This is a genomic window from Hymenobacter wooponensis (genome assembly GCF_004745865.1).
GTDB lineage: Bacteria > Bacteroidota > Bacteroidia > Cytophagales > Hymenobacteraceae > Hymenobacter > Hymenobacter wooponensis.
On record NZ_SRKZ01000001.1, the window covers coordinates 1063821 to 1079554 of the forward strand.

Sequence of the window (15734 nt, forward strand, 5' to 3'; positions counted from 1 at the left end):
TAGCGTAACTCATGCCTTCTTTTCGCTCTTCTACGTATACCATCGGCTTCTGGCTGATGTGCCTGTCGTCGTTCTTGTTCTTCATGAGCTTCAACATGCTCTTGCCGGAACTGCCCGACCACCTCACCCGCCTGGGCGGCGCCGACTACAAAGGCTTCATCATTGCCCTCTTCACGCTTACCGCTGGTCTTTCGCGCCCCTTTAGCGGTAAGTTGGCCGATACCGTAGGCCGCATCCCCGTGATGGTATTTGGCTCATTAGTGTGCTTTATCTGCGGCTTTTTTTACCCCTGGGCCACCACTGTTACTGGCTTTCTGTTGCTACGGCTGCTGCACGGCTTCAGCACGGGCTTCAAGCCCACCGGCACCGCCGCCTTTATTGCGGATATTATCCCGTATGAGCGGCGCGGCGAGGCAATGGGCCTGCTCGGCGTGGCGGGCTCCCTGGGTATGGCGGCCGGCCCCGCCATTGGTGGCCTACTGGCTCAGCACTTTTCGCTTAACACCATGTTCTACTCCTCGTCGGGTATGGCTCTGCTGAGCTTAATTGTGCAGGGTACCATGACGGAAACCTTACCCCAGGCCCAGCGTCAGAAATTTAGCTGGAGTTTGCTGAAGCTGGATTGGAGCGAAGTGCTGGAGCCCCGCGTGCTGGCCCCGGCCCTCGTGACGCTGCTGTGCCTGTTCCCGTACGGTGCCGTGCTCACCGTCATTCCCGACCAGAGCCGACTGCTGGGCATCGAAAACAAAGGGCTGTTTTTTACCTGCTACACTGTAGCCTCGCTGGTGGTGCGCCTGGTAGCGGGCCGCGCCTCCGACACGTACGGCCGCGTACCGGTGCTGCGCTGGTCGTCGGGGCTGCTGATGGTGGCGCTAGGTCTGTTATCGTTTGCCACTACGCCCCTGCTGTTCCTGACGGCGGCCGTACTGTTTGGGCTGGCTACCGGCCTCAACTCCCCCACCCTCTACGCCTGGACCATCGACCTGAGCCACCCCGAGCGCCGGGGCCGCGCCGTGGCCACCATGTACATTGCCCTGGAGGCCGGCATAGGCCTAGGCGCTCTACTGGCCGGTTGGATATACAGCAACCTCTCGGCGCGTTTGCCTTACGTGCACGCCCTCAGTGCTAGCTGCGTGCTGCTGGCCCTAGCTTATCTTATAGTGGCTGTGCGCGAAAAGCCAGCAGTGGCCTAGCCGTTGGCTGAACGTATAGTAGTTCACAGGTCCATCACATACCCGACTCTAAACAAGCATAAGAGTCAGGTAAACTACTAACTATGTAAAGTGAATATCATATTAAATTTCACTTTACCTGGTTTAATTAGCATATTCTAGTACTTTAGGCTGTACATCACCTGTAATGGCTACGCAAGTATGCTAACAACTAAGCAAAAGGCCGATTTAGGCATCTTGTTTAAAATCCCTAACGAAATCAGACTGGCCTACCTACGTCTTAAGTTTGCTGGCGATAAAGTTATTTGCCCTTGCTGCCAAAGTACGTTTCGTGAGTTTGCGCCATTTAGTATTTGGAAAAAGCCAAATTCTTGGTGCGTTCAGTGCGAAAGCTTAGAAAGACACCGGGCATTATGGATGTACCTCGAAACTAAAACTGATATTTATTCTAAGCCACTGAAGCTTTTGCATGTTGCACCGGAAGACATGTTTTTCAAACGCTTTGAAAAAGAGCCTAATATAGAGTATTACCCGGCTGATATTTTACCATACCTCTATCGAAAAGGCACAAAATATCTGGACCTTTTGAGTCCTGATATTCCTGATAACACCTTCGATGTAATTATTTGCAATCATGTATTCGCCTATATCGAGGACGATAAAACGGCTATGCATAACGTCTATAAAATGCTCAAACCCGGCGGATGGGGTATTCTTCAGGTTGCTTTAGACCCAACAAAAGCCGTAACGCACGAGGATTTAACTATAACCGATCCGAAAGAGCGAGAGAGAATATTCGGGCTTAATGATCATGTACGCCTTTATGGGTTAGATTATGCCGATAAATTAAAAGAGGCCGGGTTTGACGTACTTATCGATGATTATACTGCTGAATTCTCTGATGAAGAGATTTTTAAATATGGATTCTGGAAGGGCGACCCTTTTTATGTAGTATCCAAGAAATAAACCCCTTATAAAACACCACAGCAAATTCATTGTCAGTGGGCAATTGGTTAGGTATTACAGGTAGTGCCCAGTATAGTTACTGTGAGTTAGTTTCTAGTTCTTTGTCATAAATCCGCACTGCTTAGGTGCGGCCTCGCTTATATATTCAGCTTACTTTCTACATGTCGCTATTTTTACCCCTTCGCTATTGGGCGCTAGGCCTATCTATGTTACTGAGCAGCTCCGCGCTGGCACAAAAAGCTGCCGCTCCTCCTATCAAATTCGGCACCGTAACGAAGGCCGATTTTGAGGCTCAACCAACTGCTACTGATAGTACCACCGCTCCCGCCGAATACCTCTGCGACTATGGCACCAGCAAAATAGTGGGTGGCAACGGCGACTTTAAGGTAGTATTTGAGCGTACGGCCCGCTTGCGCATTCATCAGAAAGCAGGCTATGAGTACGCCACGGTGCGCATCCCGCTCTACACCCGCGACAACAAGCAGGAGCGCATCAGCTCCCTCAAAGGCCTTACGTATAACTTGAAGGATGGCCGCGTGACGCAGACTAAGCTGGTGGCTGATCCGCAGATAGCGAAGGAAAAGCTCGATAAAAACCACGTGCAGTTCTCCTTCACGATGCCGGACGTGCGTGAGGGCTCAATCGTGGAATTTACCTACAGCGTTACCTCCGATTTCATCTTTAATCTGCAGGACTGGCAGTTTGAGCACGAGATTCCGGTCCGTTGGAGCGAGTACCGAGCTAACATTCCGCAGTTCTATTCCTACAAAACTGTTACCCGCGGCTACCTGCCCTTTGCCGTGCAAGAGTCCCTCACGGTGCCCTATTCCACTAGCTATACCTCGGCAGGCGAAGGGTTAGCACCGGGCGTTAACTCCCAGATTGCTGGGCTGGCCCTGCAATTGCGCTGGGTGCTAAAAGATGTGCCTGCCTTTCGGGAGGAGCCCTTCATGACCACCGACCACGACTATTTGCGCAGCGTACACTTTGAGCTGGCCGGCACTAACTTCTCGGGCAACGACTACCACGACGTAACCGGTAAGTGGGACGCCCTGTGGAAGCTCTTGCAACAGGATGAAGAATTTGGCAACGCCATTTCTGGCACTGCTCCCTTGGCAGCCGATGCGCAAAGCCTAAAAGCACGCTACCCCGATCCGAAGGCCCGGGCGGCGGCGGTGCTGGCCTTGGTACAGCGCAGCATTAAATACAACGACCAGCCCGCCGTGTTTGTGTCGCAGCCCTTGCGCCGGAGCTTTGAGCGCCACTCCGGTAACGCCGCCGACGTGAACCTACTGCTAGTTCAAACGCTTCGGGCAGCAGGCCTAGAGGCCACACCGCTGCTCATCAGCACCCGCAGCCACGGCATGGTGCAAACCGATTTGCCGGTTATCACGCAGTTCAACTACGTGGCTGCCCACCTGGCGCTGCCCAACAATACCGAGGTGCTGCTAGATGCCACCGAGCCCAGTTTGCCTTTTGGCGTGCTGCCAGAGCGCTGCCTGAATGGGCAGGGCTGCCTGGCCAATGCCGCGGGACGGTGGGTCCCACTTAAGTCTGCCACCACCTATACTGAGCTCTGGACTACTCGGCTGCGCCTTACGCCCCAGGGTGACTTGCAGGGAACCACTAAGCTGGAGTACGCAGGGTATGCGGGGCTGCAGGCGCGCCGGCAAATCCGGCAAAGCTCCTCTGGTGAGTATCTGGCTTCGCTAGGCCACCGCTGGTCGGAGTGGCAGCCATCTAAGCTCAACCTGCTCAACGCCGATTCGGTGCACAAGCCTTTGGCAGTCGAAATGAATCTGAATTTCGCAGGTCCGGAAGAACAGCCCGAGTTGCTCTACATCCCGCTTCTAAAATCATTAGGCGCCGTCTCAAACCCATTTACATCAGAGACACGGCGTTACCCCGTCAACTTTGGAATGCCGCACGAGTACACGTCGCTCGTTACGCTGACGCTGCCGGCGGGGTATACGGTGCAGGAAATGCCAGCTTCGGTGGCCCTGTCCTTGCCCAACAATGGCGGCCGTTTCCTCTACCAAGTTTCGCAAACTACCCCCGAAACGGTGCAGCTCGTCACTCGGCTGCAACTCATGAAGGACGAATACACGCCTAGCGAGTATACTTCCCTGCGTGCCTTGCACCAACAGGCTACGGCCAAATGCGCCGAGATGCTTGTGGTGCGCCGCAAATAGGCCTAGAGCCGGCTGTTTATATACGTCGGTTTATCACCTTGGCTTCCTGTACCCTCTGCAAAAGACAGATGTTTTAGGCTGTAGTTCTTAGGTACAGGCAACAAGCATGGTCATAAAAATTTGCCGCTACAGATTGAATTATACCACACTTTCCCGACGCTTCATATTTTCTTCATCAGGCACATAAACACAACCATATATTTCTCACCTTTATACCTAATCTGAGTGCTTTAGCCCCCGCTTTACTATATCCTACTTATCGTCTACTCCAGCTACTAGCTCGGATCAGCGTGCCAAGATTGCCTTTCTAACCTACCTTATATGATTTTACCTATACTGCGACGGCTAGCGTTGCTAGCTGTATTAGGTGGTGGTGCCATTGTGCCCACCTTGGCCCAAGCCCCTGAGCCTATCAAATTCGGGAAGCCTAATCCGGAGGATTTTGAAGCCAAAAGCTTCGTTGGCGACAGTACTGCGGAAGCCGTGGTACTCTGCGACTACGGCTTTTCCCGCTTTGTATTCAGCGACGATGATTTTCACATCGTCTTTGACCGGATAACCCGCATCAAAATCCTCAAAAAATCGGGCTACGACCGCGCCACGGTGAAAGTGCCCCTTTACCATAAGAACACCAGCGAGGAAAGGCTCACTAAGCTGCGTGGTTTCACCTACAATATGGTGAACGGGCAGATGGTGAAGGAGAAGCTAGAATCGGAAGCTATTTTCAGGGAAGAGGCGAGTCCAAACGTTACCATCCGCAAGTTTACGCTGCCCAACGTGCGCGAGAACTCGGTGATAGAATACGCTTACACCGTCACCTCCGACTTCACCTTCAACTTCCAGGACTGGCAGTTCCAGGATGATATTCCGGTGCGTTGGAGCGAGTACCGCGCCAGCATTCCGAAGTATTACGACTACAAGATGATGATGCAAGGGTATGCTAACGTCGATGTATCGGAGCATACTACGGGCAGCATGCAAGTTACTCTTCGCGAAGGTGGTGGTTTTGTAGGCAGTGGCTTTAATGTTCAGCGCGTTGCGAGCTCTAGCGCCATTGTACCCGTGGAGGTCAAAGAGCACCGTTGGGCAATGAAAAACGTGCCTGCTTTCCGCGACGAGCCCTTCATGACATCTTCGAAGGATTACATCGCTCGTATTGACTTCGAGTTGGCCGGTGTGCAATGGGAAAACCAGCCTTACCGGGCCGTAGCTAACTCTTGGGACAAGATTAATGAGGAGCTTATCAACAATGAGAATTTTGGTACTCAACTAAAGCGTTGCAGCTTCCTCAAGGACCAGATTACTCCTCTGATGGCCAAGGAGACTACGCCTGCCGCTCAGGTAGCTGCCATCCACAACTTGGTACGCAAGGCCGTGAAGTACGACGGCCACAACTGGATGTATAGCTCTGGCCCAGTACGCAAAGCCTATGACCAACACCGGGGCAGTTCTGCCGACGTCAATTTGTTGTTGATTGCGGCCCTGCGCGAAGCCGGTTTTCAAGCCAACCCGGTACTGCTCAGCACCCGCGACCACGGGTTCGTGGAGCCAGAAATTATGCCGTTGCTCTCGCGCTTCAACTATGTAGTAGCTCATGTAGCGCTACCAGATGGAAAAGAGGTGCTGGCCGATGCTACCGATGAGTTATTGCCGGTAGGGATGCTGCCCACTCGCTGCCTCAACAGCGTAGGGCGCTTGATTATGCCCACGGCCTCGGCCTCCCGCTGGATTAGCCTGGCGCCCCAGCACCGCCTGACAGAGTATCAGCAAATTCAGCTCACGCTGGATGAAAAGGGCGGCTACGTAGGCAAAGTACACGCTGAGCACGGCGGCTACGCAGGCCTCATGCAGCGTGACAAGTTGCGCGACAAAGGCGAAAAGAAATTTGTGGAAGAGTTGCTCAAAGGCCGTGAGGGCTGGAGCATAGACAAGTACCAGTTTCTGCAGCGCGACGTGCTAGAAAAGCCCCTCACGCTTGACTACGAAATGACGGTAGCCGGGGGTGAGGCGCCGGCAGGCACGCTTTACCTGCGCCCGTTGCAGCACTTCGGCAATTCCCGCAACCCCTTCGTGCATGAGAGCCGCTTGTTTCCGGTAGACTTCGGCTTCCCCCTTGATGAGATACTGGTGCTCACCATCAATCTGCCTTCTGGGTACGAGGTGGAGGAACTACCTAAACCAGCCTCACTAGCGCTTCCTGATAATGGTGGACGCTTTATATTCCAGGCACAACCTAATGCGGGCGTACTGCAAATCACAAGCCGTCTGAATTTGAGCCGCCCGATATACAGCGCCGAAGAATACAGCTCATTGCGCGAGTTTTACCGGTTGGTGGTGGCCAAGCAAATGGAGCAAATTGTTCTGAAGAGAAAATCGTGAAGATGACTTCAACTCTCTGGGCCCGAACGCGGCTAGGTCTGCTGGCTGGGGCAGCGTTTCTGCCAACAGACCTACTGGCCGGGCCTGCCCCTAAGTACCCGGTGGCGGCCATGGCTGGCGAGCTGCGCGAAAATGCCCACGCCGTAATCCGCGACGCCGACGAAACCTTCTTGGTGAAGTCTGTTGGGCGCACGGTGCAAACTGTGCGGCGGGCCGTGACTATTCTCGATGAGGCGGGCTCCCGCTACGGGCGCGAAGTGGTGGTGTACGACCAACTGAACAGCGTCACTTACTTCCGCGGCTCCGTGTACGACGCCGAGGGCCGCCTGCTACGCTCCCTGCGAGCCGCGGACATCAAAGACATTGCGCTTTCTGATGGGTTTAGCCTAGCCACGGATGGCCGGGGCCGCACCGCCGACTTGCGCCAGCCAGTGTACCCCTACACGGTGGAGTTTGAGTACGAAGTTGCCTCTACTAACACGCTGTTCTATCCTACCTGGCGCCCCCAAGATGACGAGGAGGTTTCAGTAGAACATGCTTCCTTCAGGGTGCTTACGCCCATTAACCTGCCACTGCGCTACAAAGAGCGCGACCTGCCTTCAGGCGTAGCCCTGCGCAAATCAACCCAGCCTGGTGGCCTAGAGGCCTACGAGTGGCAACTGAGCAGCCTGACGGCCACAGAAGAAGAAGTTGACGGGCCACCTATCACGGAAATTACCCCCACAGTATACACTGCCCCTAGCAGCTTTGAGGTGCAGGGCCACACCGGCATGCTCACTTCTTGGCAAACGCTAGGCCAGTGGAACTATGAGCTGAACTTAGGGCGCGATGAGTTGCCCGAGGCGATACGCACCAAAATTGCCGCTTTAGTGCAGCAAGAGCCCGATGAGCGGGCCCGCATCCGGAAGGTGTATGAGTGGCTGCAGGCAAATACGCGCTACATCTCGGTACAATTAGGGATTGGGGGCTGGCAAACCTTCCCGGCCAGCAGCGTGGCCAGCAACGGCTACGGCGACTGCAAAGCCCTTACCAACTACTGCCAGGCGCTGCTGAAAGCGGCTAATCTGCCCTCTTACTGCGCCCTGGTACGAGCCGATGCACCTGACATTCGGACTGATTTCCCGAGCCAGCAGTTCAACCACGTAGTGCTATGCGTGCCCCTGCAGAAGGCTGCCAAACCCGATACCGTGTGGCTGGAATGCACTAGCCAAACCAACCCATTTGGGTATATGAGCAGCTTCACCGGCAACCGCCACGCCCTGCTCATCACGCCGCAAGGCGGCAAGCTGGTTCGCACCCCTCGTTACGAAGCCCCTGACAACCGCCGTGAGCGGCGCACCGAGGTATTCATGGATGCTACAGGCAATGCTACAGCCAGCATCCTTACACGCCGCACTGGCCTAGAGCAAGATATGTACGATCAGCTTACGCACGCGCTCAATGCTGCCGATCAGAAGAAGTACATAGCGGAGCATCTACCCTTCTCAAATTTCAGCATCAATAAGCTGGCCTACGCGGCCGACCAGCGGGCTGCAGTGCCGGCTCTCACCGAAACGCTAGGCCTCACGCTGCCGGGCTGGGCCTCCGTGTCGGGCAAACGGGCCTTTCTTACTCCCAACCTGCTGAGCCGCTGGAGTGCCCTGCCCGCTACCGTGGGGGAACGACGCACTCCCATCTGGCTCGACAACGCTTTTACGTATTCGGATACCGTACGCATTCACGTGCCCGCAGGCTTCCGGCCTGAGAGCCTGCCTACGCCGGTGCAGCTGACCACCGTGTTTGGCACTTATTCTAGTCAGCTCCAGCCTCTTCCCGATGGCACGCTGCTTTACGTACGGCGCTTGCTCATGCCGCGCACGCGCTTTGCCCCTACGGAGTACCAGGCGTACCGGGAGTTCCGGCGTAAAATCAGCGCGGCGGATAAAGCCCAGGTGGTACTCGTGAAAACCGATACCTAGCAGACTGGGGCGTGCACCTCTAGTGCAGCCTAAGCCACTGCTCACTAATAAGAAAGCCCGCACACAGTGGGCTTTCTTATTAGTGAGCAGTGGCTTCCGTTATACTGAGTCTACTTGCAGGATCAAGCTGACCACTCTAGAAAAACTACCCGAACATCTACCGAGAAGGCTAAGCTGCAGATATTTGCCCTATTTAGCGCGTAAAACGCTTACATTAGGTTAACTACCCGTACCTCTCCGCTGGTACGTTCCTTCCCCTCTTTCAGGCCTTCATGTTCAAACGACTTACTCTACTCCGGCAGTCCGGCAAACCGGCCTTGCTGGGTGGCCTACTGGTGGCTACACTGAGCGTATCACAGTCTGCCACAGCCCAACGCGTACTGTGGTCTGATGCTCAGGTGCCGGCCGTTGCGCGACAGGCAACGCAGCCCCTGTCTCAGTTCAGAGCGGTTAGCTTTCAGCTCCAAGCCGTTCGTGAGGTCCTGAATACAGCTCCGGCTCAGCAAAAGGGAGGAGCCCGCAGCTCTGCTACTGTAGTTTCCTTACCTCTGCCTGATGGCACCTCCCAGCGCTTTCGTGTGGTGCAAGTGCCCGTTATGGCACCAGCCCTGGCGGCCCGCTACCCTTCCATCCGGACGTACGCGGCCCAGGGCATCGATGACCCTGCCGCCACTGCCCGCCTCGACGTGAGTCCGGCTGGCCTACACGCCATGATTCTGGCATCTGACAAAACGGTATTCATTGACCCGGCGGGGCAAGGCTCAGATACGCATTTAGTGTTTGAGCGCCGCTCTATGAACCGAGGTACTTTCACCTTTGTGTGTGCTACACCCAGTGCCGACGAGTTGGGAACCACTGCGCCAGTAGCTAACCGCGCCCTGGTAGCCAACGGCACCACCCTGCGCACCTACCGAATGGCGCTGGCCTGCACCGGCGAGTATGCCACTTACTATGGTGGCACCAAAGAAGGTGCCCTGGCGGGCATGGTAGCCTCAGTAAACCGGGTGAGCGGCATCTACGAGCAAGAGCTGGCCGTGAGACTGGTGCTGATTCCGCAGACAGACCAGCTAATTTACTTAGACCCCGCCACCGACCCCTACACGAATGATGACGGGGAGGTGATGCTGAATGAGAATCAGAAAAACATCAGCACCATCATTGGGGAAGCTAACTACGATATTGGGCACGTATTCAGCACGGGTGGGGGCGGTATAGCCCAACGCCCCTCTGTGTGCTTGCCCACCAATGCCAGCTTTACGCAGGGCAAAGCTCGAGGCGTAACTGGCCTACCGGCTCCTATCAACGACGCCTTTAACATTGACTTTGTAGCCCACGAAATAGGCCATCAGTTTGGTGCCGACCACACGTTCAATAGCGTTAGTGGCAATTGCGGAGGCGGCAACCGCTCAGCCTTTTCAGCCTACGAACCTGGCTCTGGCACTAGCATCATGGCCTACGCCGGCATTTGCGGCAACGACAACCTACAGCCCAACTCTGACCCGTACTTCCACTCGCGCAGTTTTGATCAGATTGTATCGCACATTAATGGAGCCGGCAACTGCTCGGTGAATACTGCCACTGGCAACACACCGCCTGTGGTTAATGCAGGCCGTAACTACGCCATTCCTATCAGCACTCCCTTTGTGCTCACGGGTTCAGCTACTGACGCCAACGGCGATGCCCTCACCTATTCCTGGGAACAGTATAACCTAGGCCCCTCGGGCTCCGCCAATTTGCCCTCGGGCGATGCCCCGTTGTTCCGCTTCTTCTCCCCCACGGCTAGCCCTACCCGCAACTTTCCTCGCCTCACCAGCCTGATTAACAACACCCAAACAATTGGCGAACTGCTACCCTCTTACGGGCGGCGCCTGATTTTTCGCCTGGTGGCCCGCGATAACCGCGTGGGGGGCGGAGGTATCGATTATGACTCCATGAACGTGGTAGTGGTTGGTAGCGCAGGCCCCTTTGTGGTGACGCTGCCCAACACGCCCACCACATGGCTGGCTACGGCTCCGCAGCAGGTTACCTGGAACGTGGCCAACACCACGGCGGCCCCTATCAATGCGACCAATGTGGATATTCTGCTTTCCACCGATGGTGGCCTGACCTACCCCACTACGCTGCTAGCTGGCACCCCCAATGATGGTGTAGAAACAGTTACCATCCCCGCCAGCGTGGGTAACACTAGCACTGCTCGAATCAGGGTGCAGGCCACGGGCAACATATTCTTCGATATCTCAAATCAGAATTTTACCATTCAGGTACCCACCGGTCCTACCTTTTACCTGACCGCTGCGGCTAACCCTACCATTCCGGTGCTATGCCCTGGCACCAACTCCGTAAGCCTGCCGGTTGCGGCAGGAGCCTTGCAGGGCTTTACCGGGGAGATTACGCTGGGCGCCACGGATCTGCCTGCCGGCGCTACCGTAACGTTTGGTAGTACATCTCTGAGCCCGGGCAACTCCACTACATACATCATCAATACTTCGGCAACTACGCCAGCTGGCACATATACGGCTACGCTCACGGGTACCAGCGGCGGCATTACCCAACGCCAACAGTTCCGCTTCACGGTGTTGCCCGCTACCACTCAGGCGGCGGTTATTACCACCCCGGCAGCATCTGCGCGCACTACATTACGCCCGACTCTCGCCTGGAATCCGGTGCCCAACGCCACCTCTTACGACGTGCAACTAGCCACCGACCCGGACTTTACCAACTTAGTACTTAACCTAACGGGCATTACCAGCACCTCTCTCACGGTCGGTGCCAGCCTGCTGCCCAGCACTACCTATTACCTTCGGGTACGGGGAGTAGGTACCTGCGGAGCAGCACCGTACTCCGCTACTATACCTTTCCAGACGGGTGTACAAAACTGCCAGACTGTAGCTGCGGCCGCTGTTCCCGTAACCATTTCGGCCACCGGAACGCCCACCGTTACCTCTGTTATCAACATTACCAACACTGAGCGGGTATCTGACCTGCGAATTCGTAACCTGGCTATTACCCATCCGAATGTTGGGGAGCTGGAGATATCACTCACGAACCCAGCTGGGGCCCGGGTGGTCCTGTTTTCGCGCCTCTGCGCCGGAACAGCTAACCTTGACCTGAGTTTTGATGAGGCTGCCCCCACGGCTCTGGCTTGTCCGCTTACTAGTGGCAGTACTGTGCGGCCGGCCAATGCGTTGAGCGCGCTGCTAAATTCGCCCGCCAACGGCAACTGGACCCTAACCATTTCTGACAATGCTTCTGGCAACGGTGGCACCCTCACGGGCTGGTCGTTAGAGCTGTGCACGCTGGCGGCGGCTCCCAATGCCCCTACCTCTCTTACTACTCAGGCACCGGTTACATCAAACAACCGCGCCAGCATAGACCTGCTTTGGCTAGATGCCTCAGCTAACGAAACAGGGTTTGAGGTAGAACGCTCAACTGATAACGGAACCTTTGCCCGCATTGCCACGCTCCCTGCCAACAGCACGTTCTACACCGATCAGGTGAGTACCAATAGCCGCTACTGCTACCGCGTGCGGGCCATTAATAGCACCGGCAACTCCGGTTACAGCAACGAAAGCTGTCAGACTGTTTCTACCATCACGGCCGTGCGCAATGCGGCGCTTCTGCAGGGCATAGAGGTATTCCCGAACCCCAGCAAGGGAGTGTTTGAAGTAAGAATTGGCAATACCCAGCGCGGCGCCATCACGTTGCGCGTAACGGATGCTCTAGGCCGCACCATTTCATCTCAGACTTTCACTAAAGGAACCGCTACCCTTAATCAGTCCCTCGACTTGAGTACCCTCAGCAACGGCGTCTACACCTTGCACCTCGACATGCCCAACGGCTCGGCAGTAGTGCGCTTGTTGAAGCAATAGAATAGCAGGCACTATTACTTACAAAGGCGGCTCCTAGATGGGAGCCGCCTTTTGTTTAGAACCGAGATTAAAACCGGTAACGAACTTGGGCTTTAATATCTGACCGGCGCGGCCCCTGAATCTCCTCCAGCCCTGAGCCGATAACCTGCTGGTGGCGATAATGCGTTTCGGCGTAGCGCAGCCAGAGCGTAAGATGGCGGTTCACCTCTAGCTGCGCGAGCACGTAGGCGCGGGTGCCACGCCCGGCTAGCACGGGCACTGAGAATGCGTAGAGCACATCCTGCTCATACACGTATTGCCGGGTATCATAGTCGTCGGTATCGAAGAGAGCGTACCGGCCAGATAGGCGCAGACGAGGCCGAGGGCTCACCGCTATATCCTGAGCCAGCACGTAGCCGCGGCGGCGCGCCCCATCATCTTCACGGTATTGCGTGCCCTGCACGCGGGTACGCAGGCTAAGGATGGGCAATGGGCTAGCATCATACAACAGCAAGAGGTTTTGCCGTTGGGTGGGCACCGGCAAGGGTGCCGCGCGTAGCGTATCCGCATCATAGGCTTTGGTGCGTTGGCGCAGTTGGGCGTAGAGCAGGCTGGTTTTGGTGGGGCTAAACGTTACCCGCAGCAGCCAGTCGTGGCCCTGTGAGGGCGCGCCCACTTGGTATTTCAACCACGGGAAGCTGAATTGATCGTAGTAGCCGGAGACCTCCCACCGCGCGAGGGGCCGCAATTTCATGCCCAAATATATCCCATTCTCATTGATGTTGCGCGTGTTTTCACTTAGCGCGTTACCATAGAACGAATGAAAATTTCGGGCGTAGGAACGGTAAAGAACCGATACATCTAAGTTCGGGGCGAGGCTGGCCAGTAGGCCATTCACAGTGCCTAGGCCACCACTGCTGCTACGCCCTGTTTCGCCAAACAGCAGCAGGTTTTGCCACACGTAGCTGTAGTGAGCACTGAGAGCTAGGTTTTGGCGGCCACTAAACTCATAGGCATTGTATGCCTCAGTGCGGCGCAGCAATGGTTTATCAAACTGTGTGCTGATGGCCGAGAGGCCTAGAGCCAGGTCACCACTGAGGCTGGCGTAGCTTAGGTTGCCACCCAGTACTGTTTCGCGGAGTGCCTTCCGGTTCGCCAGCTCTGATGGTGTGCGGTGCATACCCGTCAGTTGCAGTGAGGATGCTACTTCAGTATAGTCTTCGAGCGTATCCTGGCGCTGGGCGAAACTAGCATCTACTCGCTTCCTAGATATAAAGGCCGTGGCTCGTATGGTCGCATTCACCGCCACGGTGGCCGCTGCCCCCCGGAAGAATGTATTTTCTAATACTGAAGAATATGGCCTTAGCCCAACGGAGCTGCGCCGCAGCGTGGTGATAGTCTCGGCCCCTTTCCCCACCGCTAGCCCCGACGAGAGCAACAGCCCTTGCCCAAACTGCAATTGGTAGTCGCCGAGAGCAAGGGATTTGAGGCGGCCACGCTCCTGTACCATGAAATGGCCGGAGTAGAAATCGGCACCGTAGCGGCGGGTGGCGGGGCTCCAGGCTAATGGCTCGCCGGCGTCTTTTTCGGCCGTAAAGCCTAGGCTAAAATCACGGGCCCTACTCACGCGGTAGCGCACCAACAGCTTATCCGGCGAGCCGAGGTAGCGCGTGGCGGGCCGCCCCCCAGACACGGTATCGGGCGCCGCATAACCGCGCCGCTGCTGTAGGCCTCGCTCATAGCGAAGAAACAAGGCATTATTCTCTTCCTGCCGGATGCGCTGCCACAGCGGGCCTCGCGTGGCATTGGGGTCTGTGGTTTGTACCGTCACGAAGGGCGCGGCCCGATAAATGGTGCGCAAGTCAAACCCATCAATGCTCTGCAGTTCATACAGGCTCAGCAGCCCGCCCGTACGCTGCCTATGCTCAAGCAAATTGGTAATTTGAACTTCTGAGAGCAGCAGCAAGCCCCGCAGTTCCTCGCGGGTTGCGGTGTTGAGGTTGAGCGGCGTTTGATAGTACTGCAGCAGCGTTTCATACAGATCCTCATAAGGCACTTGGTCGCTCTGTACTTCGGCGAACAACTCCTGGGTAAGTCGGTCGAGGTCGGGTATTGCCGGCCGCGGATACTCTTGTGCCTGCGCCAAATTAGCTAGGCCCAGGCACAGGCCTAGTCCAATCATTGCCCTCAAAATGCGCTTCATGGCTGCCGTTGCTCCCACTGTAGCACAATGCTCACTTGTTGGCTAAGGCCCAAAGACTGCTGCCACGCAGCGGCATAGTCCACCTGAAATGCCCCTGTTCGAAACCCAACACCACCCGTAGTCTGGTGAGTAAGTGCTGCTAGGCCACCTCGCAACGCCAACACCGGTACCGGGCGATATTCTAGCCCAGTCTTAAAGTCTGCATCCTGCTCCACATCTTTCTCCGTCTCCGCCAGCACCAATACCTTCTCCGAAGCGCGCCACCTCAAGCCTGCCCGCAGCACTGTGGGTACCCGCTCATCCTGATAAGACGCCACCCGAGCCTGGTTGAGGTTATAGAGCGTAGCCCCAAACGTTAGCTTGTGCGGAATGATATCTGCCTGCCCTGCCAGTGAGGCAGCCACAGTGCGGCGGCTGCCCAGCCCCTCTAGGCTTATCTGCAACACCTCCACACGGGCCCCAACGCGCACCGTGCCCAGTTGGTACCCATAAGCTACTCCCAGCGCTTGCTCAGAATACAGCTTACCCCCAAATCGCTGGGCCGTGACGCCCACCACCCCAAAGCGCGGAACTTCTGCCGCAGCTACCGCAGCCGGAACACCTGCAACCGTTCCGGCTGCGGTAGCCCGGTGGCCTAGAGGCATTGCTACTGCGACAGAAGCTGTATTGAGGGAAGGCAGCAAAAACTTGTTCGCGGCTCCAAACCCTACGGCGGGGCGTGTTAAACCGCCTAGCGCCGCAGCATTGTTTGTAGCCACCCAAACGTCGTTTTCCAGTACAGTGCTTACCTGGCCTAGGCCTGCAGCGCGGGCACCTCCGGTTCCGAGTGTGCTTACCTGCGCTCGTACGTCTTCTACTCCTGCTCCTAAAATGAGCAGAGAACTTACTATGTATAGTTTCACCATCAATACTTACTAATCAACTATAAAAGATTCTATTGCAGCAAAATAATCACACGCTCCACCTCTAACAATCTTATTCGATCAATGGCATAAAAAAGCCTCTGTATCACTTGA

The 15734-nt window shown here is 55.9% G+C and carries 8 protein-coding genes; 6 read left to right on the forward strand and 2 right to left on the reverse strand.

All coding sequences use genetic code 11. The annotated features are described in order from the left end of the window. Positions 1 to 11 precede the first annotated feature (11 nt). The 6 genes from EU557_RS04450 to EU557_RS04475 all read left to right on the forward strand — a co-directional run bounded on the left by EU557_RS04450 (position 12) and on the right by EU557_RS04475 (position 12536). On the forward strand, positions 12 to 1193 hold the full coding sequence (locus EU557_RS04450) for an MFS transporter (protein WP_135529192.1): 1182 nt from the start codon (positions 12 to 14) through the stop codon (positions 1191 to 1193). Between the two features lie 180 nt (positions 1194 to 1373). Beyond that, entirely contained in the window at positions 1374 to 2138 is a 765-nt protein-coding gene (locus EU557_RS04455) for a class I SAM-dependent methyltransferase (RefSeq protein ID WP_135529193.1), read from the forward strand. 161 nt (positions 2139 to 2299) lie between these two features. Beyond that, positions 2300 to 4330 (forward strand): DUF3857 domain-containing protein, encoded by a 2031-nt coding sequence (locus EU557_RS04460; protein WP_135529194.1) that lies wholly within the window; start codon positions 2300 to 2302, stop codon positions 4328 to 4330. 321 nt (positions 4331 to 4651) lie between these two features. Next, the gene (locus EU557_RS04465) at positions 4652 to 6709 is read left to right on the forward strand and encodes a transglutaminase family protein (protein WP_135529195.1); all 2058 of its coding nucleotides are present in this window, start codon (positions 4652 to 4654) and stop codon (positions 6707 to 6709) included. A 2-nt stretch (positions 6710 to 6711) separates the two neighbouring features. Next, complete coding sequence (locus tag EU557_RS04470; protein ID WP_135529196.1) at positions 6712 to 8667, forward strand: DUF3857 domain-containing protein; 1956 nt, start codon at positions 6712 to 6714, stop codon at positions 8665 to 8667. Positions 8668 to 8939: 272 nt separating this feature from the next. Next, a complete protein-coding gene (locus EU557_RS04475) occupies positions 8940 to 12536 on the forward strand; it encodes a reprolysin-like metallopeptidase (RefSeq protein WP_135529197.1) in 3597 nt (1198 codons plus the stop codon). 67 nt (positions 12537 to 12603) lie between these two features. On the opposite strand, the gene EU557_RS04480 is transcribed toward EU557_RS04475, so the two are convergent. After that, complete coding sequence (locus EU557_RS04480; protein WP_135529198.1) at positions 12604 to 14718, reverse strand: ComEA family DNA-binding protein; 2115 nt, start codon at positions 14716 to 14718, stop codon at positions 12604 to 12606. After that, positions 14715 to 15623, reverse strand: a complete 909-nt coding sequence (locus EU557_RS04485; protein ID WP_135529199.1) for a PorV/PorQ family protein — start codon at positions 15621 to 15623, stop codon at positions 14715 to 14717. Before EU557_RS04485 ends, EU557_RS04480 begins: the two co-directional genes overlap by 4 nt. Positions 15624 to 15734: the final 111 nt, after the last annotated feature.